At 39.0% G+C, this 25,684-nt stretch carries 24 protein-coding genes and 2 riboswitches; of the genes, 18 read left to right on the top strand and 6 right to left on the bottom strand.

Going from position 1 to position 25,684, the window contains the following annotated elements; genetic code table 11:
- Nucleotides 1-178 precede the first annotated feature (178 nt).
- The 3 genes from HNQ43_RS06955 (at nt 179) to cls (ending at nt 2,917) form a co-directional block, all read left to right on the top strand.
- On the top strand, nt 179-733 hold the full coding sequence (locus HNQ43_RS06955) for a hypothetical protein (RefSeq protein ID WP_183376214.1): 555 nt from the start codon (nt 179-181) through the stop codon (nt 731-733).
- Between the two features lie 16 nt (nt 734-749).
- A complete protein-coding gene (locus HNQ43_RS06960) occupies nt 750-1,322 on the top strand; it encodes a hypothetical protein (RefSeq protein WP_183376216.1) in 573 nt (190 codons plus the stop codon).
- A 62-nt stretch (nt 1,323-1,384) separates the two neighbouring features.
- Nucleotides 1,385-2,917, top strand: coding sequence for a cardiolipin synthase (gene cls, locus HNQ43_RS06965; RefSeq protein ID WP_183376218.1), 1,533 nt, complete (start codon nt 1,385-1,387; stop codon nt 2,915-2,917).
- 26 nt (nt 2,918-2,943) lie between these two features.
- Here the strand turns inward: cls and fumC are convergent, their stop codons facing one another.
- Complete coding sequence (gene fumC, locus HNQ43_RS06970; RefSeq protein ID WP_183376220.1) at nt 2,944-4,311, bottom strand: class II fumarate hydratase; 1,368 nt, start codon at nt 4,309-4,311, stop codon at nt 2,944-2,946.
- 86 nt (nt 4,312-4,397) lie between these two features.
- On the opposite strand from fumC, the gene pulA reads away from it, so the two are divergent.
- From pulA to HNQ43_RS07005, 7 genes are all read left to right on the top strand, one after another.
- Complete coding sequence (pulA, locus tag HNQ43_RS06975) at nt 4,398-6,521, top strand: type I pullulanase (protein ID WP_244957054.1); 2,124 nt, start codon at nt 4,398-4,400, stop codon at nt 6,519-6,521.
- A gap of 57 nt (nt 6,522-6,578) precedes the next feature.
- Nucleotides 6,579-8,090, top strand: a complete 1,512-nt coding sequence (locus HNQ43_RS06980) for an IMP dehydrogenase (protein WP_183376222.1) — start codon at nt 6,579-6,581, stop codon at nt 8,088-8,090.
- 70 nt (nt 8,091-8,160) lie between these two features.
- Nucleotides 8,161-9,309, top strand: a complete 1,149-nt coding sequence (locus HNQ43_RS06985) for an anaerobic ribonucleoside-triphosphate reductase activating protein (protein WP_183376224.1) — start codon at nt 8,161-8,163, stop codon at nt 9,307-9,309.
- Nucleotides 9,306-11,324, top strand: coding sequence for a ribonucleoside triphosphate reductase (locus HNQ43_RS06990; protein WP_183376226.1), 2,019 nt, complete (start codon nt 9,306-9,308; stop codon nt 11,322-11,324). Before HNQ43_RS06985 ends, HNQ43_RS06990 begins: the two co-directional genes overlap by 4 nt.
- A gap of 96 nt (nt 11,325-11,420) precedes the next feature.
- Nucleotides 11,421-13,151, top strand: a complete 1,731-nt coding sequence (locus HNQ43_RS06995; RefSeq protein WP_183376228.1) for an ABC transporter ATP-binding protein — start codon at nt 11,421-11,423, stop codon at nt 13,149-13,151.
- A complete protein-coding gene (locus HNQ43_RS07000; protein WP_183376230.1) occupies nt 13,144-14,934 on the top strand; it encodes an ABC transporter ATP-binding protein in 1,791 nt (596 codons plus the stop codon). The genes HNQ43_RS06995 and HNQ43_RS07000 overlap by 8 nt, the downstream gene beginning before the upstream one ends.
- A 145-nt stretch (nt 14,935-15,079) precedes the next feature.
- The gene (locus HNQ43_RS07005) at nt 15,080-15,802 is read left to right on the top strand and encodes a Fic family protein (RefSeq protein WP_183376232.1); all 723 of its coding nucleotides are present in this window, start codon (nt 15,080-15,082) and stop codon (nt 15,800-15,802) included.
- 137 nt (nt 15,803-15,939) lie between these two features.
- Here HNQ43_RS07005 and HNQ43_RS07010 read toward each other — a convergent pair whose 3' ends face one another.
- The 5 genes from HNQ43_RS07010 to HNQ43_RS07030 form a co-directional block, all read right to left on the bottom strand.
- Nucleotides 15,940-16,353, bottom strand: coding sequence for a DUF4430 domain-containing protein (locus tag HNQ43_RS07010; protein WP_183376234.1), 414 nt, complete (start codon nt 16,351-16,353; stop codon nt 15,940-15,942).
- Between the two features lie 60 nt (nt 16,354-16,413).
- The gene (locus tag HNQ43_RS07015; RefSeq protein WP_183376236.1) at nt 16,414-16,908 is read right to left on the bottom strand and encodes a cytochrome B; all 495 of its coding nucleotides are present in this window, start codon (nt 16,906-16,908) and stop codon (nt 16,414-16,416) included.
- The gene (locus HNQ43_RS07020) at nt 16,905-17,396 is read right to left on the bottom strand and encodes an ATP:cob(I)alamin adenosyltransferase (RefSeq protein WP_244957055.1); all 492 of its coding nucleotides are present in this window, start codon (nt 17,394-17,396) and stop codon (nt 16,905-16,907) included. Before HNQ43_RS07020 ends, HNQ43_RS07015 begins: the two co-directional genes overlap by 4 nt.
- Before the next feature lie 73 nt (nt 17,397-17,469).
- A riboswitch (cobalamin riboswitch) is annotated at nt 17,470-17,625 on the bottom strand.
- 2 nt (nt 17,626-17,627) lie between these two features.
- Nucleotides 17,628-18,467 (bottom strand): helix-turn-helix transcriptional regulator, encoded by an 840-nt coding sequence (locus tag HNQ43_RS07025; RefSeq protein ID WP_183376240.1) that lies wholly within the window; start codon nt 18,465-18,467, stop codon nt 17,628-17,630.
- 13 nt (nt 18,468-18,480) lie between these two features.
- Nucleotides 18,481-19,122 carry an ASKHA domain-containing protein gene (locus HNQ43_RS07030; protein ID WP_342353967.1) on the bottom strand — a complete coding sequence of 214 codons (642 nt, stop codon included), beginning with the start codon at nt 19,120-19,122 and terminating at the stop codon, nt 18,481-18,483.
- A 152-nt stretch (nt 19,123-19,274) separates the two neighbouring features.
- On the opposite strand from HNQ43_RS07030, the gene HNQ43_RS07035 reads away from it, so the two are divergent.
- The 8 genes from HNQ43_RS07035 to HNQ43_RS09295 all read left to right on the top strand — a co-directional run bounded on the left by HNQ43_RS07035 (nt 19,275) and on the right by HNQ43_RS09295 (nt 25,620).
- Nucleotides 19,275-20,045: a Cof-type HAD-IIB family hydrolase gene (locus HNQ43_RS07035; RefSeq protein ID WP_183376250.1), complete on the top strand. Its 771-nt coding sequence runs from the start codon at nt 19,275-19,277 to the stop codon at nt 20,043-20,045.
- A gap of 159 nt (nt 20,046-20,204) precedes the next feature.
- Nucleotides 20,205-20,513 carry a hypothetical protein gene (locus tag HNQ43_RS07040; RefSeq protein ID WP_183376252.1) on the top strand — a complete coding sequence of 103 codons (309 nt, stop codon included), beginning with the start codon at nt 20,205-20,207 and terminating at the stop codon, nt 20,511-20,513.
- 297 nt (nt 20,514-20,810) lie between these two features.
- Nucleotides 20,811-20,924: riboswitch (FMN riboswitch) on the top strand.
- Between the two features lie 87 nt (nt 20,925-21,011).
- Complete coding sequence (locus HNQ43_RS07045) at nt 21,012-21,659, top strand: ECF transporter S component (protein WP_183376254.1); 648 nt, start codon at nt 21,012-21,014, stop codon at nt 21,657-21,659.
- Between the two features lie 15 nt (nt 21,660-21,674).
- On the top strand, nt 21,675-22,130 hold the full coding sequence (locus tag HNQ43_RS07050; protein ID WP_183376256.1) for a pyridoxamine 5'-phosphate oxidase family protein: 456 nt from the start codon (nt 21,675-21,677) through the stop codon (nt 22,128-22,130).
- A 77-nt stretch (nt 22,131-22,207) separates the two neighbouring features.
- Nucleotides 22,208-22,492 carry an HU family DNA-binding protein gene (locus HNQ43_RS07055; protein ID WP_183376258.1) on the top strand — a complete coding sequence of 95 codons (285 nt, stop codon included), beginning with the start codon at nt 22,208-22,210 and terminating at the stop codon, nt 22,490-22,492.
- A gap of 296 nt (nt 22,493-22,788) precedes the next feature.
- Entirely contained in the window at nt 22,789-23,319 is a 531-nt protein-coding gene (locus HNQ43_RS07060; protein ID WP_183376260.1) for a DUF3991 domain-containing protein, read from the top strand.
- Between the two features lie 523 nt (nt 23,320-23,842).
- Nucleotides 23,843-24,499 carry a response regulator transcription factor gene (locus HNQ43_RS07070; protein ID WP_183376264.1) on the top strand — a complete coding sequence of 219 codons (657 nt, stop codon included), beginning with the start codon at nt 23,843-23,845 and terminating at the stop codon, nt 24,497-24,499.
- Nucleotides 24,496-25,620, top strand: a complete 1,125-nt coding sequence (locus tag HNQ43_RS09295) for an ATP-binding protein (protein ID WP_183376266.1) — start codon at nt 24,496-24,498, stop codon at nt 25,618-25,620. Before HNQ43_RS07070 ends, HNQ43_RS09295 begins: the two co-directional genes overlap by 4 nt.
- Nucleotides 25,621-25,684 lie beyond the last annotated feature (64 nt).

A 25,684-nucleotide genomic window follows, 5' to 3' on the forward strand; every position in this document is an offset into this window, starting at 1 on the left:
CCGAACTCAGAAGTTAAGCACTTCCGCGGCGAAGATAGTTGGGCTTGCCCCTGCGAACATAGCTCGTTGCCGGGTCCTTTTTTTTTGGCTTTTTCGGTCTTATGGATGGTCGGATCGGTCCGTTGTTTGTTTTTCTTGTCCCCTTCCGCTATCATGGTGTTGATAGGGAGGTGAGGACATGACTTTTTTAAAAAGATCCTTTCTGTTTTTTTTCCTCTTTCTTTTTACAGCCTGTTCTTCGGTGACTACTGTCTCTATTGAACATCGTAACGTTTCTAGTTTTGATGCACTATTCAGCGAGAGCTATCAGACTTTTTCTGATTTCTATGGTCCTATTTCCTATTTTGAAATCACTGATCCTTCCAGCTTTGTTTCTTTTGATGTGACCATGTTTGAATGGAAGGAATCTCAATGGATAAAATCTTTATCGCATACTATACAAATTTATGATGAACCTGTTGATTTGTTTTTTGGGATAAGTGAGTCAGACTGTGCATTATATATTGAAATTGTAGGACCAGAACCACGTTCTACTACTTTTAATTATGATTTAGACGTTTCAGGATTGGCGTATTCCCCAGTCTCCTTTATTCAAGTAGAAGAAAGTTCTTTTGTTCCTATTATGGCTTTTTATGAAGAAGATCAATCTTATTCCTTCACGGACTTCCAAAAAGATCTTGGGGACTTTTCAGGGCGATATGCCTTTTTGTGTCTGTCTTTTTCCCAAGTTTAGAAAGGGGAGGAGCATCATGAAAATCAAAACGATGTTTTGGGGTCTTCTTTTAGGTTGTTTTTTGGTAGGCTGTACATCGCAAACTTCGCAGTCGGATCCTGAAATTTTGGAACAGTATCGCCAAGATGAAGAACAGTTTTATGAAGACAATGAAGTCATTGGTACGATGAAGCTGACAAAATTGGAAACCTTTGATTATTTCCACTTTGAAGGTTATCGCTATGATGACGATGCCTTTTCTTTATTCTTTAGTGGCACGGTTCAAGTACCTGGATCTACGATTTTGATCAAATTTGGCAGAAACCCGGATACATCCACGTTTTCATTTTTGATTCAGGGAGACCAGTCTACATATTATGAGTTTGAAAGAGAGCCGATTTTGCTGGTGCCTGAAGACGGATCCTTCTGCGGCAGTTATCCGGAGACCTTTGAGCTCCAGTCTTCATCCCAACGACTTTTTTCCTTTGCGATGACCGAATCTTCTACTTCTTATTCGTGCAGTTTGTCTCATCCGGGACCGGGATCTTATCAAGGCGAAGGCACTTTCCTCTATTTTACGGGATATGTTTCGGATACATACAACTCTTAAGATTTCCTTAAACTCAAGGGCAAGTCCTTGAGTTTTTTTCTTTACTGGTCTAAAATCCAGTTATGCATAAATTATTACGTTTCGTCAAATCGAAGCCTTTTTTGATTGCAGCTTCTTTTCTGTTTCAACTGGGGCTTTTCATCTTGTTGATCACATGGTTTTCGCGACGCTTTTTCGGAATCTATTTCTTGTTGGTTCTGTTGAGTTTTTTCATCAGTGTTCAAGTTATCAATCGAGATTCTGATTCTTCTAGTAAACTGCTGTGGGTTTTAGTGATCATGTTTATGCCTGTTTTCGGAGGCTTGTTATATATTTTGTTCGGGGCGCGAAAGATCCCGAAAGAACTGATGATCAAAGACCGTCAGGCAGCTTATGATTACCAGCGCTATGCCAAACAGAGCATGCGGGTGATCATGCGCGAAAAAGACGATTACGTTTTGGACAAAATGGCTTCGTTGGCATGGTCCAACGGGTATTTTCCTATCTATGATCATTGCGATGTCTGTTATTTTCCAACGGGTGAGGAACAGTTCCAGGCTTTTCTTAAAGAACTCTCCAAGGCCAAATCTTTTATTTTCCTGGAATTTTTTATCATCAATAAAAGTGTGATGTGGAATACGATTTTACAGATCTTGTTGGATAAGGCAAGTGAAGGTGTCGATGTTCGCTTGATCTATGATGATTTTGGAACGATAACATACTTGCCGGCACACTATGATCGCTGGCTCAATGAACGTGGTGTCAAGGCGCATCGTTTTAACCCCATGAAACCGCAAATTGCGATCCAAATGAATAACCGGGATCATCGAAAGATCTTGGTGGTCGATGGCAAAGTTGCTTTTACAGGCGGCTGTAATATATCGGATGAATATATCAACACAAAAGAAAGGTTCGGACATTGGAAAGATATGGGGGTTTGTATTAAGGGACCTGCCGTTGAAACCTTTATCATATCTTTTTTACAGATCTGGAATTATCAATCTGAACATCCAACACAGTATGATTCTTTTGTCTTGAAGGGCAACCGCCAGGATCATTATGATCAGCCTGGGTATGTACTTCCTTTCAGTGATTCTCCGACGGATGATAATTATACGGGAAAATTCATGCATTTGAATTTATTGAATTCGTCTAGAGATTATTTCTGGATCACGACCCCATATTTGATCTTGGATGATGAGATGGTGACAAACTTGCAGCTGGCCGTCAGCAGCGGGGTGGATGTTCGTATCGTAGTGCCGGCCATTCCAGATAAAAAAGTTGTTTATCAAGTCACAAAGGCCAATTACGATGCCTTGATCCAAAAAGGCGTACGAATCTACGAGTATTCGCCAGGTTTTATTCATGGAAAAGTTGCCTTGAGCGATGATCGAAGTGCCATCGTCGGAACGGTCAATATGGATTTCCGCTCGTATTACTTACATTATGAGTGTGGAGTTTTCTTGCGAGATACGCACTGTATAACGGATATCAAAAAAGATTTCAAAGAAATCTTTAAAGTTTCGCATGAAGTGACTTTGGAAGAATGCAAACAAGTCCATTTCTTCGTTCGCCAATTCCGTAAAGTTTTAAAAATCTTTGGACCAATGTTATAAAAAAAGAGGAGTCGGTTTGACTTCTCTTAAATCATTTTTTGAGGATCGACATACTGGTCAAATTCCTCTTCTGTCAAATAGCCCAATTCTAAAATAGCTTCCTTTAAAGATAGATTATGATGATAAGCATATTGACTGGCTTTTCCAGCTTTTTCATACCCGATGATCGGATTCAGACAAGTGACCAGCATCAAGGAGTGATGCAAGTTTTGATCCATGACTTCTTTGTTTGCCTTTAGTCCCTTTAAACAGCGTTCACGGAAGGAATCCATCGCATCGGATAAGAGCTGGATGCTCTGATCGATATTATAAGCAATCAAAGGCATGAAGACGTTGAGCTCAAAATTTCCCTGACTGGCAGCGATTCCGATTGCGGCATCGTTACCCATGACTTGAACGCATACCATGGTCAAGGCTTCGCACTGTGTCGGATTGACTTTTCCTGGCATGATCGAACTGCCTGGTTCATTGGACGGGATCTCGATTTCATGGATTCCGCAACGTGGACCCGAGGCCAGCCAGCGAATGTCATTGGCGATCTTCATGCAGTTGGCCGCCAATCCCTTTAAAGCGCCAGATAATAAAACGGCGGCATCCTTGCTGGTAAGGGCATGAAATTTATTCGGGTCTGGCACGAACTCGATTCCGCTCTTTTCTTTGAGGATCGAACAAACTTTTTGATCAAATCCCTTCGGACAGTTGATTCCAGTTCCTACGGCAGTGGCTCCAATGGCCAGTTCACAGACATATTTTAAACTGTCCTGGATCTGCTGCAGGCTGTGTTCGATCATAGAACGATATCCGCTAAGTTCCTGGGAGAAATAAAGCGGTGTCGCATCTTGAAGATGAGTTCTTCCAATTTTGATGATTCCCTCGTTTTCTTTTTCAAGATCTCGCAAACAAGCGATCATCTTTTCAGCGCTGGGGATCAGTTCCGATATCGTCTTGTCTGCCATCATCATATGCAAGGCCGTTGGGAATGTATCGTTTGAGCTTTGTGAACAATTGACAATATCATTGGGGTGCAAGATTGTTTCATTGGCCCACTGGTTTCCTAAAGTGGTAATGACTTCATTGAAATTCATATTGGTTTGCGTCCCGCTTCCGGTTTGCCAAATATGTAAAGGAAATTGGTCTAAATAGTGTCCTTTCAATATTTGCGAAGTGACATGATCGATTGCCTGATACTGTTTTTCAGAGATCTTTCCGTATTCAAGATTGGCTTTAGCACAGGCTTGCTTCAGCAACGCAAAAGCATAGAGCAGACTTTCTGGCATCGTTTCTTTCCCAATCGGGAAATTTTCCAAACTTCGCTGAGTCTGGCTCTTCCAATATTTATCACAAGGAACTTTCACTTTTCCCAGGACATCTTCTTCGATTCGATAAGTTGACATATTCATTCCTCCATTGACTGTAGTGTATCATTTTTTTGAGGTTCTATGTTAAAATATGAGTAGTTTTTGATGGTTTCAAAGGAGAGATGAATCCCATGAGGATGCAGACAGTATATGAAGCATATTTTGATGATTATGATTGTTTGAAAGTGTATATGTCCAATAATTTTTTTAATGGACAATCACGAATTTTTCATATCAAAGATTCAAAAGACCAAATCATTCCTTTACGTATTCAATCAAAACAAGATCTTCCAGGCGGATACACTAAATATGTTTTATCGATTTTAGGTGATTTAGATATCGGGGAAGAATATGTTGTTTATGATGAGCATTGCCAAAGAGCGTTTTGTCAATATGGGCATATCGTCAAAACACAGAGATTTAACGATGAATTCACCTATTTATATTCGGATCTGGGTTGTCAATACACACCAGACAGAACCACTTTTAAGGTCTGGTCTCCTGTGGCACATAAGATCTTGTTGAAGCTTTCTATGAACGGGCAAGAAACTATTTATGAGATGTTGCGTCAAGCAAAAGGAATTTTTGCATTAGAAGTGAATCAAGATCTTTTAAATGCACATTATACGCTGATGGTTCGTGTGAATGGTGCCTGGCAAGAAACAGTCGACCCTTATAACTGTTTTTGTGGGCCGAATACGCAATATAGTGTTGTTCAATCTTTCGATCAGGTTTCTTTGCCGCCCAAAGTCTCTTTGCCACCCTTGGATTCCAATACAGATGCGATCTTATACGAAGCCAGCATTCGTGATCTGAGTGCCGATCCCGGAATCGGTATTCAGCATCCAAAGACATTTGTCGGGTTTGTAGAGGAAAACTTGACAACACGTTCTTTGAATACGGGATTCAGTTATATCAAATCCTTAGGTGTTACACATATCCAGCTGTTGCCAGTCTTTGATTTTGGAAGTGTGGATGAAATGCATACCAAGATCTTCTACAACTGGGGGTATGATCCTGTTCATCATCGTTGTCTGGAGGGAAGCTATAGCACCGATTGTACAAATGCGACATGCCGCATCGAAGAATTTGCAAAACTTGTCCAGGCTTGTCATCAGGCGGGCCTTCGTGTCAATTTGGATCTTGTGTTTAATCATGTCTACAATAAAGCAACCTATCCTTTAGAAGTTCTAGTTCCAAATTATTACTTTCTGATGGATACCGAAGGAAACTTCAGTAATGGATCATTTTGCGGTAATGACATTGATACGCAGCCGCCGATGGCTCGACAGTTTTTTTTGGATACATGCAGAATGATCGTAGAGCGCTATGATGTGGACGGTTTTCGATTCGATTTGATGGGGATCTTAGATTATACTTTCATTAATGAGATCGCGAAAGAATGCCGGAATTTAAAACCAGATTTCATGATCTATGGAGAAGGCTGGAACATGCCAAGTTTTGTTTCCGAAGATTTGCGGGCTTCCATGCAGAATCAGTATAAAATGCCAAATGTCGGGCATTTTAACGATCGCTTTCGCGAAACATGCCGCGGATCCAATGGCGATTTGGAAATCAAAGGCTATTCCAACGGAGAAACTTCACTGATCAATATGATGGAAACATGCTTAGGCGGAGGCGTCTTGAATGATCTGTTTGATTCGCCGCAAAAAGCCATCAACTATGTCGAATGCCATGACAATCATACTTTATGGGATAAAAATCAAGTTTGTTGTCAAAATGAATCACGGGGAATCTTAATGCTGCGCCAATCTTTGGCAAATGCATTGGTTCTGCTGGCACAAGGAGTTCCTTTCTTACATTGCGGACAAGAATTTGGAAGAACCAAGTATAATTTGGATAACAGTTATAATCGCAGCGATCATTACAACCATATTGATTATAGTTTGCGAAATAAACATATGCCTGTCGTCGTAGATACAAAGTTGCTGATCAAGATCCGCAAAGGACATCCGTGTTTTCGTTTAAGGACCAAAGAAGAGATCTTAGAGAATGTGCGATTTGAGGAAATTGATCAAAAAGTGCTGGTCTATAAGGTCAAAAAGGATCAGGATTTCTGTATCTGCTTTTTCAATCCGACCATGCAGCATTACACATATCAAAGCTCTGAGGAATTGGAAATCTTGTTTGATAACGGGAATATTAATTCGCAATACTCTTGTTTTATCAACATTGCCCCCTATTGTGTAGTCGTCTGCAAGGCACCGATGGCGTTTTGGTCTTGACACTCCTTGTTCTAGACCATAAAATATTTTCAATAACTTCAAATAAGGAGGATAACTATGGCGAAGTTTCTTAAAGAACCATCTCGAACTTTTAGTGAGTATTTATTGATTCCGGGTTATACATCCGAAGATTGTATCCCGGACAATGTCGATCTGTCGACGCCGTTAGTCAAATATAAAAAAGGAGAGCAACCTTCTCTGCATTTGAACATCCCTATGGTTTCTGCCGTCATGCAGGCGGTCAGCGGTGAAGAGATGGCTTGCGCTTTGGCCCGTGAAGGAGGCGTGAGCTTCATCTATGGATCACAGTCCATTGAATCACAGGCCGCCATGGTCCGCAAAGTCAAGGCGACCAAATCCGGATTTACAGGCAGCGATTCCAATGTCAGTCCAGATGCTACATTGGCTGATGTTTTGGCTTTGAAAGAGAAAACAGGACATTCTACGATGGCTGTGACTGAAAATGGAGAAGCAGATGGAAAACTGGTGGGAATCGTAACAAGCCGCGACTATCGTGTGAGCCGTATGGATCTTTCTACACCGGTAAAAGAATTTATGACGCCATTTGAAAAATTGATCGTAGGCAAAGAAGATATTTCATTGAGTGAAGCCAACGACCTGATTTGGGATCATAAACTCAACCAGCTGCCCATCGTCGATGAGAATCAAAGACTGAAAGCGTTTGTGTTCCGTAAGGACTATGCCAGCCATAAAGATAATCCGAAAGAATTGTTAGATGAACAAAAACGTTATATCGTAGGAGCCGGGATCAATACTCGTGACTATGAACAGCGTGTTCCTGCCTTAGTCGAAGCCGGTGTCGACATTCTCTGCATCGATTCCAGCGAAGGCTATTCTTGCTGGCAAGCAAAGACGTTACAATGGATCCGAGAAAAGTATGGCGATACAGTCAAAGTGGGAGCGGGGAATGTTGTTGATGAAGATGGATTCCGCTTCTTGGCAGAAGCCGGGGCGGATTTTGTGAAGATCGGAATCGGTGGCGGTTCCATCTGTATTACTCGTGAACAAAAAGGAATTGGCCGCGGGCAAGCGACTGCAACCCTTGATGTAGCTCGTGCGCGCGATAAATATTTTGAGGAAACTGGAGTGTATATCCCTATTTGCAGTGACGGGGGGATCGTACATGATTACCACATCACATTGGCTTTGGCCTTCGGGGCGGATTTTGTGATGTTAGGGCGTTATTTTGCGCGCTTTAAAGAAGCACCAAACAACCTTGTATCCATTAATGGAAACTATATGAAAGAATATTGGGGCGAAGGAAGTGCCCGTGCTCGTAACTGGCAGCGTTATGATGTCGGTGGCGAAGGCAAGATGAGTTTTGTCGAAGGGGTGGATTCCTATGTGCCATATGCAGGAACACTGCATGAAAACGTAGGTTTGACTTTGTCGAAGATTTCGCATACCATGTGCAACTGCGGGTGCTTAAGCATTCCGGATCTGCAAAAAAATGCCAAAGTCACACTTGTCTCCAGCACCAGTATCGTAGAGGGCGGAGCTCACGATGTTGTAGTTCGAGACGAGAGTTTTGATGCCAAACCGCATTAGATCTAAAAAAGGGCGAGAGCCCTTTTTTTGTATGGATGCACTTTCAGGGGGAGTTTGTTATAATGGGGGCATGAATGAGTCGAACAGTACCGATCTTTTATTGGACATCAGTATTCTTTATCGAAGTACCCAAAAATATTATGATAAAATGCTTCAATCGTTATCTTTGACTTATGCACAATTGCCGATCTTGATTCTGATCTATGAGCATGAAGGGATATCGTTACAACAGATTGCTTATGAAGGCGGCTATGATAAAGGAACGATCACTAAACAAGTCCAGAAGCTGCAGGAAACGGGCTATATCCGTGTCCAGTCTTCGAAGCGGGATAAGCGTGCCAAAGAGCTTTATACAACACAGAAGGCGCGTTCGATCATGAATAAGATCTACGGCATACGGGCATCCTGGTGGCAACATATCAGTGCTTCGATCCCGGAAGAGGATATGCAGAAGTTTTCGACCTTTTATAAGACTATGGTGGTTTCTGCTCGGGAATTTGCACAAAAGGATCAGGAGGATATCGTTTTTTTCGATCATCAGAAATTGAATGTCGAGATCGATCCTGGAAAAATGTCGACGATCGTCTGGACTGGAGGCTGCAATTTTCGCTGTCCTTTCTGTGATCGCAGCCGGTTTATTTTCTTGAAAGAAGATTCTCGTGTAATTACCGGGGCAAAGATCCTCCAATATTTAAAAAAACGACAAAACGTTTTAGATCAGTTGGTGATCACTGGCGGAGAGCCTTTGATGCATGCACAGCTGGATCCTTTTTTGCGGGAAGCTAAAAAGATGGGGTATCAAATCCGGATAGAGACCAACGGATCGTATCCTCAACATCTGCAAGATCTGATCAAAGCAAAATTGGTCGATCAAGTGGTCATGTCTTTAAAAAACACACCAGAAAAATATGGACAATCGATAGGGGTAGGTCAAACGGAGATCCAAAAGATCCAAAGATCGGTTGATATTTTATTGCACTGTGATTTGGATGTGCGCTTTACGATCCTTCCCATTAAAGAGTTTCATTCGCAAAAGGATCTGATCGAAATGATTTCTTGGCTAAAAGATGCTGCTTCTATCGAGCTGCGGACATACCATGAATCTATGGAATCGATTCAAAAAGATTTGCATGGGTATACTTATCAAGAGTTACAAAGTCTATTACCGAAACTTCAAGAAATTACACCTAATATCAAACTAAAGGGGGGATCTTTGTGAAAGTTGAAAAACGAGATGGTACGATCGTTGATTTTGATATGACCAAGATCATTCATGCGATCCAAAAAGCGTTTGATTCTTGTAAGATCACATCGGATCCTCAGATCTTTGAATTACTGGTCTTGCGGGTAAGTGCAGATTTCCAGCCGAAGATCCAAAATGGGATCGTCTCGGTGGAGGATATTCAGGATAGTGTTGAACGGATTCTTTCTCAATCCGGCTACATACAAGTTGCCAAATCTTATATCTTGTATCGTAAACAGCGGGAAAATGTACGGCGTATTGAAAATACTACACTAGATTATAAAAACATCGTCGATAGTTATTTGAATGATACTGAACGTACGCACCAAAGTGATCAACCTTCCTTGTATTCCGTCGGAGGACTGATCTTATCGAATTCAGGAGCCATCACGCGAAATTACTGGATGAGTGAAGTCTATGATGAACCCATTGAAAAAGCGCACGACAGCGGAATGATCCATATTCACGATCTTGATATGTTGACAGGAGACAGTGCCAGCTGGAGCTTGTTGTCGCTGATCCAAAAAGGAATCAAGACTCAGCCGGGACAGATTGTTTCTCGTCCGGCCAAACACTTGATGACCTTGTGCAACCAAATGGTCAATGTATTAGGAATCTTGCAGAATGAATGGGCGGGGGCTCAAAGCTTTTCAGGATTTGATACGTATTTGGCACCTTACATCCGCAAGGATTGCTTGGATCGTCTGGAAGTAAAAAAGGCTTTGGAAGCCTTTATTTATGGAGTTAATATTCCTTCGCGATGGGGATCGCAAACTCCCTTTGGCAATGTTTTGTTTGATATGAAAGTTCCTGCGGATTTGGTCAGTAAAAAGGCTTGGATCGGCAACCAGCAGTTGGACTTTACTTATGGAGATTGTCAGGAAGAGATGAAATTACTGCAAGATGTCTTCTTTGAAATCTTGTGTGAAGGAGATGAAGCGGGAAATGGATTTCCATTTCCGATTCCGACTGTGATGATTCAGGATGACTTTGATTTTGAAAATGAAAGGTACCAAAACATTTTTCGCTGTGCCGGGAAATATGGTTCCGTTTATTTTGTTCATCAAGATTTGGAAAACGATCATCGAAAGGTCGATGAACACCTATGGAATCAAAAGCCGGGATTTTATACTTATACGGAAAATTCAGGGAGCATTGGAACCGTCACCATCAATTTGGTGCGCTTGGCCTATCTCGCAAAAGACGAAGCAGATTTTTTCAGACAGCTGCAAGAAATCCTGGAGCTTTCTTGCCGGTCTTTACAAATAAAAAGACAAGTCTTGAATAAGCTTTTCAAAAGTGGATTGTATCCTTGTAGCGCCCAGTTCATCTCTAATTTAGATTCGCATTTTTCAACGATTGGAATCGTCGGCATGAACGAGGTGGGACTCAATGCTGCCTGGCTGGGCAAAGATATGTCTGATCCGGATACACAGGCTTTTGCGGTCCGAGTTCTGGATTTTATTCGTCAACATTTGATTCTTCAACAAGAAAAGACACATTGTCTTTATAATTTAGAGGCGACGCCGGCTGAGAGTGTTTCGGTCCGCTTTGCGGCTAAAGACCATGAATTGTATCCCGATATGCCGACCAGTTCCATCGAACGTTATACGAATTCCACCCAGCTCCCATTAGAAAATGAAGAAGATTTGTTCACATCTTTGGAGATCCAACAAAAAATTCAAAAATTTTACAATGGAGGCACTTATTTTTCGATTGTTTTAATGCAGGAAATTGAGGATTGGAAGGCGGTTCGCTCTTTGGTTCAAACGATTATTCGATCCTTTTCATTATATGATTTTGTTTTTTCTCCTGTTTATTCGGTCTGTCCGGAACATGGCTATCAGAAAGGGCAGGTACTTCGTTGTCCTCAATGCCAGAAAGAATGTACCATCTGGACCCGTTTGGCAGGATATTATCATCCGTTTCCGGCATCAAAGATCCAAAATCATGCGGAGATTTTTAAACAGAATCCTTTTGATATCGATTAGAGGTCTAATGACCTCTTTTTTGTGCTTTTTATGAGTGTTGATGTATCTTCTATCCTATGTTAGGATAGGAATACTTGTGTGAACCAAGGAGGTTTTATGCGACTGATTTTACACTATATGAAAGCGTATAAGATACTTGTATTTTTAAATATCTTATCCGTTTTTGGCTTTGCCTTGGCAGAGCTTGGGATTCCTACACTGATTTCGAACATGATCGATGAAGGGGTGCTTCGCCAAGACAGTGCGTACCTGATCCACACCGGACTGATCATTGCCTTGATTTCGGTGATTGGCGTCTTAGGAACGATTTTATTAGGGTATTGTTGCGCTAGAATCTCTACATCTGTGACACGTGACATCCGCAATGATGTCTTTCGAAAGATTCAGAGTTTCTCGCACGCCCAAATGAATGAGTTTGGAGTTTCTAGTCTGATTACCCGAACTAATAACGATGCTTTCCAAATCATGACGTTTTTGAATGTGATCTTGCGTACGGCTTTATTGACGCCGGTGATGATCTTTGTCAGTTTTACTTTGACCATTCGTTCAAACTTCAATTTGTCTTTGATCATTGCCTCGACAGTACCTGTCATTGTTTTGGGTGTGTTTCTAGTCGGAAAGTTTTCTTCGCCAATCAGTGAAAGGCAGCAAGCATCTTTAGATCGTTTGAATCGTATCTTCCGCGAAAACTTGACCGGTATCCGTGTCATTCGTTCGTTTAATAATGATGCATATGAAAGTGAGCGCTTTGATAAAGAGAACCGCTACTTTATGAAGCAGTCCCGGTCGTTGTTTAAGCTGATGTCCAGTACAGAACCCATCTTCTTTTTTGTGATGAATTTGGCAGCTTTGGCAATCTATTATGTGGCAGCAGGTATGATCAATGCCAATACTTTACAGGTGGGTATGTTGATCGCATTTATGGAATATTTGTTCCATGCGATGTTGTCCGTGATGTTGTTTTGTACCGTGTTTATGATGTATCCTCGAGCAGCGGTTTCTGCGCGAAGGATTCAAGCAGTATTTGATTCTTCTTCGATGATTCTGGATCCTGAAAATCCGCAAGACTTAACTGATATTGAATCTTTGGTTTTTGATGATGTGACTTTTGTCTATCCGGATGGAGAAGAACCGGTATTGGAACATATTTCGTTTGAAGTGAAAAAAGGCGAGACCATTGCGTTTATTGGTTCTACCGGTTCAGGGAAGAGTACCTTGATTGGTCTGGTTCCTCGTTTTTATGATGTGTCGGATGGGTCGATTCGAATCAATGGAAAAGATATACGAGAATATTCTTTACAGGATCTGCGATCCAAGATCGGTTATGTTTCGCAAAAGGCATTCTTGTTCAGGGGATCGATTGCGGATAATATTCGTTTCGGAAAAAAAGATGCCAGTCAAGAAGAGATAGAACATGCCTCTAAAGTGGCTCAGGCTTATGATTTTATTCAGGAAAAGCCGGATCAGTTTGAAGAAAGAATCGTAGAAGGGGCAACCAATGTATCTGGGGGCCAAAAACAGCGCTTATCGATTACAAGGGCATTGGTTCGCCATCCCCAGATCTATATTTATGATGACTCGTTTTCGGCTTTGGATTTTGCGACAGATGCTCGTTTGCGGAAGGCTTTAAAGCCAGAAGTGAAGGATGCGGTCATGATGATCGTAGCACAGCGAGTTTCGACGATTATGGATGCGGACCATATTTTAGTTTTAAACGAGGGCAAAGTGGCCGGATATGGTACGCATAAGGAGTTATTAGAGAATTGTTCGATCTATCGGGAGATCGCATTATCGCAGTTGAGCGAAAAGGAGCTTGCCTATGCTTAATCGAAAAGCAAGCACGAAAAACTGTATCAAGGGGTTATTGTCTTTTATGCGCCCGTATCGCACAAAAGCCATCATTGCCCTCGTCATGATCGTGATCACACAAGGGGCTTTTGCCCTCAATCCGATGGTGGAAGGAATGATTACTTCTCAATTGACGGAGGATGCGATTGCGATCTTAGACCAGGTTCCTGGAGCACACGTTCATTTTGATGTGATTTTTCGCATCATGATGATCTTGATGGGGCTTTATCTTTTAAAGACGGTTTCTCAATTGATCACGACATTCTTTTTGACCGATGCGATTCAGGGGACGATGCACGATTTAAGAAATGCTTTGCAGAAAAAGATCCAGCGATTGCCGGTCCGTTATTTTGATGACCATCCGTTTGGGGATCTTTTAAGTAAGGTGACCAATGATGTCGATGCCTTAAGCAATGCTCTTCAACAAGCGCTGACTCGCGTTTTTGGCGGTATATTGACGTTTATCTTTGTGATCACAATGATGTTGCGGATCAATATATGGATGAGTGTCATTGCCTTGTTGATCATTCCATTCTCATTGATCATAACTAAGTTTGTTGTCGGTCATTCACAGCGTCTTTTTGAAAAACAACAGGCAACCTTGGGAGAACTGAATGGAACGATTACTGAAATGTATGGCGGATTCAACGAAATCATCCTTTATGGCAAGCAAGAAGATGCCATCAAACGATTCGAGGATGTCAATGAGAGAATGTGCAATGCCAGTTTTAAGGCCCAATTTGTTTCGAGCTTGATTGCACCGCTGATTTCTTTATGCACTTATCTGGCGATTGGCGGGGTAGCTGTATTAGGTTGTATTTTTGTGATACAGGGAGTCATCACGGTAGGAAACTTGCAGGCATTTATCCGGTATATCTGGCAGATCAATGAGCCGCTTTCTTCGATTTCGCAATTATCCGGTCAAGTGCAGTCTGCTTTTGCGGGCATGGGGCGAATCTTCGGTATGCTGGAAGAGGAAGAAGAGGTTTTGGAAAATCCGAATCCAATCGTACTGCATGATGTGAAAGGCATGGTAAAATTTGAACATGTTCAGTTTGGCTATGATGAAGAGCTTTTGATGCACGATGTCAATATTGATGTCAAACCGGGACAGATGGTGGCCATTGTGGGCCCGACAGGGGCAGGAAAGACCACATTGATGAATCTGTTATTACGCTTCTATGATGTCAAAGGCGGAGCCATCAAGATCGATGGTGTAGATATTCGGGATATGCCTCGAGAAAGCTTGCGCTCTTTGTTTTCTTTGGTGTTGCAGGATACTTGGCTGTTTAATGGTTCGGTCTATGACAACATCCGATACGGGCGAAGAGATGCCCGGAAAGATGAAGTGATCGAAGCCGCCAAGATGGCCAATGTTCATCATTTCATTCGCACATTGAGTCAGGGCTATGATACACAGCTGAACGAAGAAGCAAACAATATCTCACAAGGGGAGAAACAGTTATTAACCATTGCCCGGGCTATTTTAAAAGATCCGCAGATCCTGATTTTAGATGAAGCGACCAGTTCTGTGGATACGCGTTTAGAGAAGATGCTTCAGGAAGCGATGCAGCGTGTCATGGCCAATCGTACCAGCTTTGTGATTGCACACCGGTTATCGACGATCAAAAACGCTGACCTTATCCTTGTACTGCAGCATGGAAATATCATCGAGCAAGGAACGCATGAATCTTTATTGGCAAAAAAAGGATTCTATGAAAAGCTCTATCATTCCCAATTTGCCAATCAGGAATCCGCATAAACTATGAAACGCAACTTGTGTTGCGTTTTTTAGTTTCCAACCAATAAAAGTATGCTGTTTCATGTTCTTAAGAAAATCTTTAGGTTAAGATTTCGTTAAGTGGGTAAAATGGGGTTTATAATAAGAGTAACTGATTTAGAAAGGAATGAACGGAATGCAAGCAAAAGAATTCTCTCAAGTGATAAAGCAAAATTTGATTCAAGAATACAAACAGCACTATACGCAAGGAATCTATGGTCAGATCCAGATTGAGTTTGCCTATCATTCTAACCGTCTTGAAGGCGGAGGACTCTCGCTAGAACAAGTGCGCTCGCTGTTTTTAGACGGACTTATTTTACCAGATGTGAAACCAGTGCATCTATTGGATGTTGAAGAGATCACTGGTCATTTTCAAATGTTTGATGAAATGTTGATGACGATATCGAATTCTTTATCACATAATCTGTTAAAGAAGTATCATCTTTGTTTGCGTAACGGGGTAACCCGCACGCTCAATTTTGCCGGGGAATACAGTAATATCAATCAAAAGGAGGACTCGCTGCCAGAAGAACTGGTTAAGACGATGGAGTCTTTGATTCGGAATTATAATGAGAAAGATTCGCATTCTTTAGAAGATATGGCACGCTTTCATGTGCAAATGGAAAAGATTTTGCCATTTTTTCAAGGAAACAGCCGGATCGGTCGGATCGTTCTCTTCAAAGAATGTCTAAAGAATGAAAGAATACCGTTTTGGATTCACAATGAAAATGAATCGGTTTATCATTTTGCTCTGCAAAAAGGAAAAGAAACAGGAGATATCGAAGATTTGGTTTGCTTGTTCAAAAAAGAACAAGACGCTTTCTATGAGAAATTCAAAGATCGAATTTAATTCGTTGACCGGTTCACTTTTATAAAAAAACACTAAACAATAGCCAGGCAACTCAGAGACAGAGCGGCCTGGCTTTTAGTACCTGTTCGCGCATGATCGATTCACAATAGCAGTCTTATACCCTTTTCATGATCAGTCTATTCACTGGTATAAGAGAATACAAACTGATCTCCATCGCTGATTTCTAAATCTTGTACAGCCGGACACATTCCTGCTTCTTTACAAGTTTCATTGGTTTCACTGGAGTACAGCCACCATGGACCTTTATCAAAATCTTGTTTTAAACCTAACATGGAATCAATGTATGCACCATAGCTTCCGTCTTCAAATACAACTTCTAATTCATCGCATTCAGACAAAAAGTCATACAAGTTTTCAATATTTCCTTCTTTGGTCAATGTTTCATTAAACAATTCTTTGTCGTTGACCTCATCTTTTACGACAATGTCTAAAGACACTTCCTTTACAGAAGAATCTGTATCACTTTGTGAAGAACAGCCGGTTAAAATCATTCCGGCACACAAGCTCATTAATAAAATATTCTTTTTCATAAGTAAAATCCTTTCGTTTGCGGCAGAAAACCGCTGCCTTTAGAGGATGAGGAGTTGACATCAATATCTCCTCTGTAATTTTTCTAAAAATTCAACTAATTTATTTCCAATCAAGGAATATTCAACGCCGCTGATTAGTCCCTGTGGAATTGAAACCTGTAACCCCAAGATCAAATATAAAACTGTAACTTGTTTAGAGAACAATAGGAATGGTAATTGTAAGAGCTGTCCGGTTAAAAAGGAAAAAAATCCACATAACAAGATCGGATAGATCTTTCTTTTTACGAGTCTATTTTTATTCAGACCTATGATCAAACTATAGCTTGGATACACCAAAACATACATGGCATTCCAGGGATTTACGCCTTTGATGAACATATTTATCACAGTAAAGATCAAAGATCCGATTACCGCTTGCCTGGTTGAAAAGCTCATTGCGATCACAAAAGTACATAAAGTGATGACCTCAAGATACATCACGAAAGAAAGGGAGGTAAAGGCAATAAATTGAATCGCCCCCAGGATAGCACACAATACCATGTCACGTGTTGTCATGAAACAACCTCATACGACTTAGAGACAAACACCTTTTCTTCAAATCCTTCTTGTTCATTTTCATACAGAGCCATATAGAAAAACAGATTGGCCAAAAGATTAAATAGATCATAGATCTTTTTATCCACCTGTTTTTCAGCTTCGATCTTCACGATCCAGCGAACGATATTTTTACATTCACTTCTAAGTACATGAAGATAACTTGCCCCAATGCACCCAATCGGCAGATAGAATTCCTTAAATGGTCTTTCATACTTTTGATAGATCTGTTCTACTTGTAGAAATCTTTTATCATCAATCGCATTTTTACCACGGATCGATCCATTGGCATGATAGATCGTTTCACATAAAAATAAGAGTTCCTTTTGATCAATATGCTTGATATAGTGCATAGACAAACCTAGAAAACTTGCCAGACGATCGGTCATGATTTCATAATCGCACTGACTCGATCTTTCTTTTAGAAAACTGTAAGCACAATAATCCATTTTCATCACCTCCTAAAAAAATCTGCCTTTTGGGCAGATTAAAAGAAATCTCTTTTTCTTGAGCCCAGAAGAAAAAACTGTTTATAAGAAAGCAGGTCTCCCGACTTCATTTCATCCTCTGATCGCCTTCCCGTATTTCCACAGTGGCTTTGATCATCGTCCATATCACGGTTGCTGGGGCAGTTAAAGCTTTTACTTTATTCCCTTGACTTCCTTATAAGTGATTCAATTTTATTGTTCTTCGATCTTCATGGTATTCATCTTCTTGAATTGACCAGGTGTTATAGAATAGATTCGTTTAAACGCCTTATAAAGCACAATATCCGACTTAAATCCGCAACTTTGCGCAATTTCTTCAATTGTCAATCGATCCTCTAACAACAAGCTCTTTACTTCTGTCAGTCTTCTTCGAACGATGAAATCATGCACCGAAAGTTCCATGACTTCTTGGAAAACATGTAAAACATAATATTTGCTGTAACCAAGAAATTTACAAATATCATCCAGACAAATATCTTCTTTGAAATGATCTTCAATATACTCTACAGCTTTTTTAACCAATATAGATTTCTTATTGTCTTTATCTATATTCAGATGGATCACATCTGAATAGAAGCGATACACACTGGAACTGTTCATAAAGATATCACAAGTTTTATATTTCGTTAAGCTGGAATAGATCGAGTTAAAGAAATAATTCACTTTTTTATACGCAGTTGAATCCAGAACATAAAAATCTTTCTCAAAAACACTGGACATCTTCTTGCCCTTGATCAAGCAGTATTCCAACTCGACATCATTAAGATTCAATTCAATCTTATGCCTTCTCAACAAGATCAATGTTGTATTGATATCCGGTGATATTCGTTTATCATCTATCGTAACGATACCTAAGTTTTCATACCAGGAAATGACCAAACAATCCTCTTTGCCTAATTCAATAGAGTATAAAATATGTTTTTTAGTACGAATTCGACCAATCTCAACAGCTAAATGAAGAGCATGTCTTAAAGGATGTTCAGACTCTAATAGATAGTGTTTCTTATGTTCTGCATACTCTGTCTCAAACATAGTCATTCTCTTTCTATAAAATACATATTATCAACAAAGTATTCAAAAAAAAAGAATTCTCCATTAAAGAAATCGTTTTAGACTTTCCTTGAATTTCTTCGATCTTTTTTCTATTCTGCAAAAGCGCATATTGACATATGCCTCTTAAAGCGGTATTGCCGGAAATAGAACTTTTATCCTTCCAGGTATGACTAAATAAACCTAATCGTATACAGTCTTCTATATCGATGCTTTTTGAAAAACCACCCGATAAATAAACTCTGTCAACTTCTTTATCTTGTAAAAGACAATCAAGAGTAGCAATGATGGCTGATTTTGAAAGTTGAAATTCACGAATATCCTTTTTAGTTAATACGATATCGCCGCATAAATAAGAATCATGCTCCATATAACCGCTTTTCTGCAAGACACCTTTCTTTAACAATGTCGCAAGCCAGGAAATATACCCATTTCCGCAAACACCAACTGCTTGTTGATCTTGAAGCGAATGGTATTTCAGACATTGATCAAACCATACTTTATCCACAGCTCCAACTACAGCACCGATTCCACATTTCATGTGTCCCCCTTCAAAAGCCGGTCCACAAGCAGCGCTGGTCACGATATAGTGATTCTGATCACTATAGACCATTTCTCCATTCGTACCTAAATCAATTAATAATTCTTTTTCTTTTTGTTAAAAAAACATATTTAGCCAGTTCATAAATTTTATGAAAAGAAATTTGATTTTTTAAAACCAATATGTAAACATTCATTATGTAAGAGGACGCTATTTTGATACATGAATTAAAAAAGAAGGATGCCGATATGAAAATAAAAGGAATTTTTTTTGATGTAGATGGAACTTTGGTTTGTCATGATCTTGGAAGAATTTCAGAGAACACTCTTAAAGCTTTATATGCTTTAAAGGAAAAAGGAATTCGGCTGTTTCTGGCAACGGCGCGACACATTACAGAATTAAAAGAACTCCAGATTGATTTTCCTTTTGATGGCTATGTCTTGTTGAATGGTCAATTATGCTTGAATGCACAAAAACAGATCCTCTTAGCCAATCCGATCGAAGGGCACGATCAAAAACAGCTAGCTTCTTTGTTTTCTACATGCGCATTCCCGATGGTTCTTGTTGAAAGAGATAGATTGTATATCAATACAGTAACGCCGCAAGTGATACAGGCCCAAACGGCAATATCCAGTAAAGTACCTCCTGTTTCTTCTTACAACAATGATCCGTTTTATCAATGTACGGCATTTATTGATGAAGAACAGGCCCATAGACTCTCACAGACATTAGAAGATTGTACGATCACGCGATGGAATCCATATGGCGTGGATATCATCAGTGCCCAAGGCGGCAAATTTAAAGGGATTCAGGCGATGCTGGCGTATTATGATATTGATGTTTCAGAAACAATGTCATTTGGTGACGGTCAAAATGATATGGAAATGCTCCAATATACAAAAGTCGGTGTAGCTATGCAAAATGCAGATCCTGTCGTTTGTCAAGTTGCGGACTTTGTGACCAAGAGTGCCGGAGAAGATGGAATCGTTTATGCGTTAAAAAAATATAAGCTTATATAGAAGGAACACGAAAAAATTGTATTCGAGAATTAGCTTTGATTGCGTATAAAATGACTATGGGTATACAATTTGCCAAAAATACTGAATTGTATGCGGATTGTTCCGGGTGGTTAGTTATCGGTTTTCGATGCAGAAGGAAATCGGATTGAAACATGGTAATTGATCGAAGAAGCTCAAATGATTCGGGGATTGAAGAGCGATGAAGAATATACTCTGCATGAAGATTTTGCCTTTATTGATTACACTATGACATCCGATATCACTTTTACTATTGATGATAGCGACAAGCCAGCTAAGGTAGTTAAGAAAGATGAGATCACAAAAGTAAAGATTTCAAAAGCGGATGCGACAACTGGTGAAGATCAGAAAGTCATCATGGAAGATACAGGAAAACCCAATGAAACAGTAGAAACCGGAACGGATCATCTTCTGCGAGGTGTTATACAGGATAATGGAAGAATTGATTGACGAGAAATATCCGGAAACAGAGATAGTATAAAACGATATAAGAGGAATGGTTCATAGATGGATCATTCCTTTTCTTTTCAAAAAGTTTTTATCGAAAATAAGTAAAAACTTTTTTATATACCTGTTTTTTTAGTGCAATGATTATGGAGGTGCATAGTTCAAAAGTTTTTCGGAAATTGGAGCTTTTAGGGTTTAAAGTTTTTCGATTTTTATCCCTTGGGTTAAAACCGCCCATGTAAAAGTTTAAATTAAAGCGTTTACATTCATTGTTTTAATGGTATCATATAACTGCATAAAATAAATCTTCAGGGCAGAGTGAAATTCTCGACCGGTGGTACAGCCCACGAGCCGAAAGGCAGATTCGGTGCAACTCCGAAGCCGACAGTATAGTCTGGATGGAAGAAGATGCTTTTTTTGTACATTTTTATAGACAAAAGACGCACCTGAACTGGAAGAGTTATTTTAGGCGCGTTTTCTTTGTTTATGGAGGTGTATATCATGAATAGTCGCACAAAGAAAATTACTACCATCGGAATGATGTGTGCCATGGCAATGGTTGTGAATCTGCTGATTCATTTTCCCATCATTCCTTCGGTATCATTTCTAAGTTACGATCCTAAGGACATAGTGATCGTAATTGCTGGTTTTATCTATGGGCCTTTCAGTGCATTTGCCATGAGTGCTATTTGTGCCGTGCTGGATATCATGTTTCGTGGAGGAACGATTCTTGATATTTTGATGAATATGATATCAACGTGTATGTTTGCCTGTGTTGCAGGAGCGATATACAAAAAAGAACATACGAAAAAAGGTGCTTTGATTGGATTAGGAGCAGGAGTTGTATTGACTACCTTGAGCATGCTTTTATGGAATTATATAATTACTCCGATCTATTTTGGAATTCCAAGAGAAGCTGTAGCAGCTATGTTAATTCCCGGTATCCTGCCATTCAATTTGATCAAATATGGAATCAATGCTGGTGCCAGTTTGCTGTTGTATAAGCCGGTCATAACCGCATTAAGAAGTTCTCATTTAGTTACTTCATCAGAGACGGTACATGAGAAATCAAATGAAATGGTTATTTTAGGTGGATTTATTGTAATAACATTGATTTTTTTGATGTTAGGATATCAAGGCGTGATTTAAAGAAGGAGGAACATTATGGAGTTTACAGAAGCTAAAAAAATCATGGATGAAAAACTGGGAGATTGGAAAATCATGGCACTGGCTAGTTGCGTAGACAACTATCCAATGGTGCGAAATGTTAGTTGTATTTTTTACAACGATAAGATCTATTTTAAAACGGATAAAAATTTTAGAAAAACACAGCAGCTATTCAAAAATGCTCAAGTTGCAATGTGCTTTAATGGTGTACAGGTAGAAGGAAAAGCTATAAATAAAGGGTTAGTTGTTGATGAACCGGGAAAAGTTTTTGAAAAGAAATATAAAGAATTTTTGTGGCAGAGTTACAATGCCTATTCACATGAGGATACGGAAATTTTAATTGAAGTGACTCCAGAATTTGTCGAAATCTGGGATGAAGATGAAAATCGTAATGCATTTCAATTGTTTATAGATTTTAGGAATCGCAGTGTCGAATATAAGCCTTATGATTAATGTTGAAGTGTAAATTATCATAGGCTATCTTTTCCTATTGATTGAGAGTAAGATATTTATAGCCAATTTGGAATGGAGTGTTAGAAATATTAACAAAAAAAGATTTGATTGAAGCGGTTAAAGACGCACAGGCTACAACTATTGCAGATGCTACAGTTGCAGTAAATACGGTGTTGGAAGAAATTACCAAAGCCTTATCGGAAGGTGAAAAAGTTTCTATCTCTGACTTTGGAATCTTCCAAATTACAGAAAGAGCCGCCAGAAAAGGAATCAATCCAATGACGAAAGAAGAGATTGATATTCCAGCTTCTAAGGTTGTGAAGTTTAAATCAGCTAAAAAATTAAAAGAACAAATTCAATAAAAATCGTTTAAAAGAATTCATGAATAAGGTCATAAGTTGAAAAGCTTGTGGCCTTTTTTTCGCGAAAATGGTTTATCTAAATCATCGTAACCCAGGAGGTGAAAGGAATGTTTATTGAGTCAGAGAAATTAGCAGAACTGAAAAAAATTGATCTGTTATCTTACCTGCTTCAGACAGATCCGGATCGATTAAAATAGATTTCTCGAAATACGTTTTGTATTCGGGATCATGATAGTCTTCATATTTCCAATGGACTTTGGCACTGGCAATCTGTTGGTATTGGTGGAAGATCTGCATTGGACTTTTTGATCAAGGTCGAAGGGTTTTCTTTTAAAGAAGCGGTCAAACATCTGCAAAATCTTTCAAAAGATATTGTATGGGAAGATATAAAAGATCATCCAAAACCAAAAGAACGAAACCTTCTTTTTCCACAAAAAGATGAAAACGATTTTGAAGCTGTTGTCTATTTAAAAAGACGGGGGATTGATGAAGAATTGATCCAAAACTGTATCCAAAAAGATTTGATTTTTCAATCTGTTTTTAAAAATATAGACACGGGCCATGTATATAAACAGGTTGCCTTTGTTGGTTTTGATCATCAAAAACCAATTCCAAAATATATCAATTTACGAGGAATCCATAACGACTATAAAGGTGATTCGTTTGGAAGCAATAAGGCATTTTCTTTTCTTTTACAGGCTAAAAATCCAACGAATGCTGTTCATGTTTGTGAAGCATCCATTGATGTATTGTCTTATGCTTCTTTGATGAAGTTGTATCAAAAAGATTATGAAACGATTCAAAGATTTCCTGTAAAACACCGATAGCGTTGGAACAGTTTTTAAGAGATTTTCCGGAAGTGAATTCTATAGTTTTGCATTTGGATAATGATCGAGCCGGACGATTAGCAACGAAAACGATTCAGAACATATCAGGGATTCTCCACCAAAGTATGGAAAATATGTAAACGATGATCTGAAAACAAGATTAGGGATTGAAAAATATCCTCGTAATCCCTGTCCAAAAAGAATTCAAACACGGTGATTTTTTTGAGAAGGTCAAGAAAACAGATCATAAATTCAAAGAAGATACCAGGAGCGATACACTATCTTAGCAAGCAATGGATTCGGATAGCCTCGTCCCACTCAGGGAATCCCTGGAACCCACTATGTTCTAATATTACGTGAGAAAAAATATTTTTGATGGCAATAGATGATCAGACATAAAAAATAAAACAGGTATCTATATTTTTTAAGAAAACGGTAATCCATACTACTCTAGAAAAAAATATATAATCGATAGATTTTTTTCAATGATATAATATAGTCACTAAAAACACGGAAGGTCAGTATGCGTATTTTAATAGTAGAGGATGATAAAAACTTAGCTTTGACATTGAAAGAAGTTGTCGAACCTAAAGGGTTTGAGACAACAGTATGTTTCAATTTTCGACAAGCCCTTAATGAGATTGAAAAAGCTTTTGATCTGTATCTTTTGGATGTACGATTACCGGATGGAAATGGGTTAGATTTATGTGAAAGAATCCGGGAGACATCAGAGAATCCAATACTGTTCATTTCTTCCGATACTTCAGAAACCAGCATCTTGAAAAGTTATTCTTTACAGGCGGATGATTATATTGAAAAGCCGGTTCGCTTAAACATTCTTTTAGCTAAAATAGAATCAATTTTGCATCGTTCAGGAAAATATAAAGAAATATACCAGATTGGCTCTGCAACCTTAAATTTAAAAGAGCACTTATTAACGATTCAACAAAACATCTATGAACTTTCCACTGTGGAGCTCAGTATCTTGGAAGGAATGTTTAAGGTGTATCCTGATTTTATCACTCGTGAGAATTGCTGTCGCCTGATTTTCAGTCATACTTCTCATTATCCTTCTTTATCGACGCTGAGCGTGCGTATTTCTGAATTAAAGAAAAAATTAGATCATGATGCTTATCATATAGAAAGTTTTAGAACATTAGGATTCAGGTGGAAGCAGTGAAAAAAAATTTAATTTATATTTTGATAGGATTTGGTGCTTTTTTTGCAGCCTTTGTTTTTTTATTTCATGAACTGTTTCAGGGATTTCTGAATCAAACCGTTGTTTTGGCCACATCAGATAATCCGATTCACTATCTTTTTAATCAAGCCGATGGTGTGCAAATTGATCATGCATGGAGGCAACTGGTCTTAAATGGATATGGAGAAACGGGGCAACAATATCTTTATTCTCATTTGTACAGAAATACTTATGTCATATTGATTTTTCTTCTCTTACTATGTTTTATCGGCGTTGGAATTGCTCTGTATGTATATAAGAAGAAAAAAGAGAAGAAGCAGAATGAATGGATTTTACAATCTATCAAAAATGGAAGATTTGATTATGACAATGAAATTCTGTATTCCGTATTTCAAATCCACCAGCAATATAGAAATAAAATAGAAACTCTTATAAAGGATATAGCGGTACAAAATGAAGAGTATGAGAATATTGCGCATCAACTTAAATCTTCTTTATCTACTGTTATATTAAACACAGATTTAATCAAAGAAGATGAAGATACGATCAAATATAAGAAACGAATCATTGAAGAACTGGAGCGTTCCAATAAACTGTTGAACCAATTTTTGAGTGGCTATAAAATTCGTAATCATCAAAAATATTTAAGTTTTCAGGTATCTGATTTGCAGCAAGTCATCCATTTAGCAGTTGACTGTGTTAGAGAAGATGCTAAGACAAAAAACATACACTTTGTAAAAGATATCCAAAGTTGTTATTTAGCCATGGATAGTTTTTGGATGCAGGAAGTGATAGAAACAATTTTAAAAAACTGTATTGATTTTGCAGATAAAAATTCCAATATCCAAATCATCTTAAATCACGTGGATAATCGTATACTGTTAGAAATCTCTGATACAGGAATACCTTTAGATCCATCGGTTGATATTTTTTCCAGGTATGAAACAGCAAGCTGCGCTAAGGAGCATTATGGTATTGGACTTCACATGGCTAAGCAGATCATTGAACAACATTTTGGTACCATACATGTTGAATCAAAGGGCAAACAAGTTAAATTTTTTATCCATTTACCTCTACATCAACTGGAAACATTCACATATTAGTTTCCAGTTTTTGTTTTGTAAAGATTTTGTAATATAAGAATTGATAAGATAGGAATATAAGGAG

The sequence above is a fragment of the Faecalicoccus acidiformans genome (assembly GCF_014202635.1).
Classification (GTDB): Bacteria; Bacillota_I; Bacilli_A; order Erysipelotrichales; family Erysipelotrichaceae; genus Faecalicoccus; species Faecalicoccus acidiformans.

Excerpts from the sequence above, each read along its gene's own strand:
- HNQ43_RS06955 (WP_183376214.1), top strand. The coding sequence starts at position 179 with ATGACTTTTTTAAAAAGATCCTTTCTGTTTTTTTTCCTCTTTCTTTTT.
- HNQ43_RS06960 (WP_183376216.1), top strand. The coding sequence starts at position 750 with ATGAAAATCAAAACGATGTTTTGGGGTCTTCTTTTAGGTTGTTTTTTG.
- cls (WP_183376218.1), top strand. The coding sequence starts at position 1,385 with ATGCATAAATTATTACGTTTCGTCAAATCGAAGCCTTTTTTGATTGCA.
- fumC (WP_183376220.1), bottom strand. The coding sequence starts at position 4,311 with ATGTCAACTTATCGAATCGAAGAAGATGTCCTGGGAAAAGTGAAAGTT.
- pulA (WP_244957054.1), top strand. The coding sequence starts at position 4,398 with ATGAATCCCATGAGGATGCAGACAGTATATGAAGCATATTTTGATGAT.
- HNQ43_RS06980 (WP_183376222.1), top strand. The coding sequence starts at position 6,579 with ATGGCGAAGTTTCTTAAAGAACCATCTCGAACTTTTAGTGAGTATTTA.
- HNQ43_RS06985 (WP_183376224.1), top strand. The coding sequence starts at position 8,161 with ATGAATGAGTCGAACAGTACCGATCTTTTATTGGACATCAGTATTCTT.
- HNQ43_RS06995 (WP_183376228.1), top strand. The coding sequence starts at position 11,421 with ATGCGACTGATTTTACACTATATGAAAGCGTATAAGATACTTGTATTT.
- HNQ43_RS07000 (WP_183376230.1), top strand. The coding sequence starts at position 13,144 with ATGCTTAATCGAAAAGCAAGCACGAAAAACTGTATCAAGGGGTTATTG.
- HNQ43_RS07005 (WP_183376232.1), top strand. The coding sequence starts at position 15,080 with ATGAACGGAATGCAAGCAAAAGAATTCTCTCAAGTGATAAAGCAAAAT.
- HNQ43_RS07010 (WP_183376234.1), bottom strand. The coding sequence starts at position 16,353 with ATGAAAAAGAATATTTTATTAATGAGCTTGTGTGCCGGAATGATTTTA.
- HNQ43_RS07015 (WP_183376236.1), bottom strand. The coding sequence starts at position 16,908 with ATGACAACACGTGACATGGTATTGTGTGCTATCCTGGGGGCGATTCAA.
- HNQ43_RS07020 (WP_244957055.1), bottom strand. The coding sequence starts at position 17,396 with ATGGATTATTGTGCTTACAGTTTTCTAAAAGAAAGATCGAGTCAGTGC.
- HNQ43_RS07025 (WP_183376240.1), bottom strand. The coding sequence starts at position 18,467 with ATGTTTGAGACAGAGTATGCAGAACATAAGAAACACTATCTATTAGAG.
- HNQ43_RS07035 (WP_183376250.1), top strand. The coding sequence starts at position 19,275 with ATGAAAATAAAAGGAATTTTTTTTGATGTAGATGGAACTTTGGTTTGT.
- HNQ43_RS07045 (WP_183376254.1), top strand. The coding sequence starts at position 21,012 with ATGAATAGTCGCACAAAGAAAATTACTACCATCGGAATGATGTGTGCC.
- HNQ43_RS07050 (WP_183376256.1), top strand. The coding sequence starts at position 21,675 with ATGGAGTTTACAGAAGCTAAAAAAATCATGGATGAAAAACTGGGAGAT.
- HNQ43_RS07070 (WP_183376264.1), top strand. The coding sequence starts at position 23,843 with ATGCGTATTTTAATAGTAGAGGATGATAAAAACTTAGCTTTGACATTG.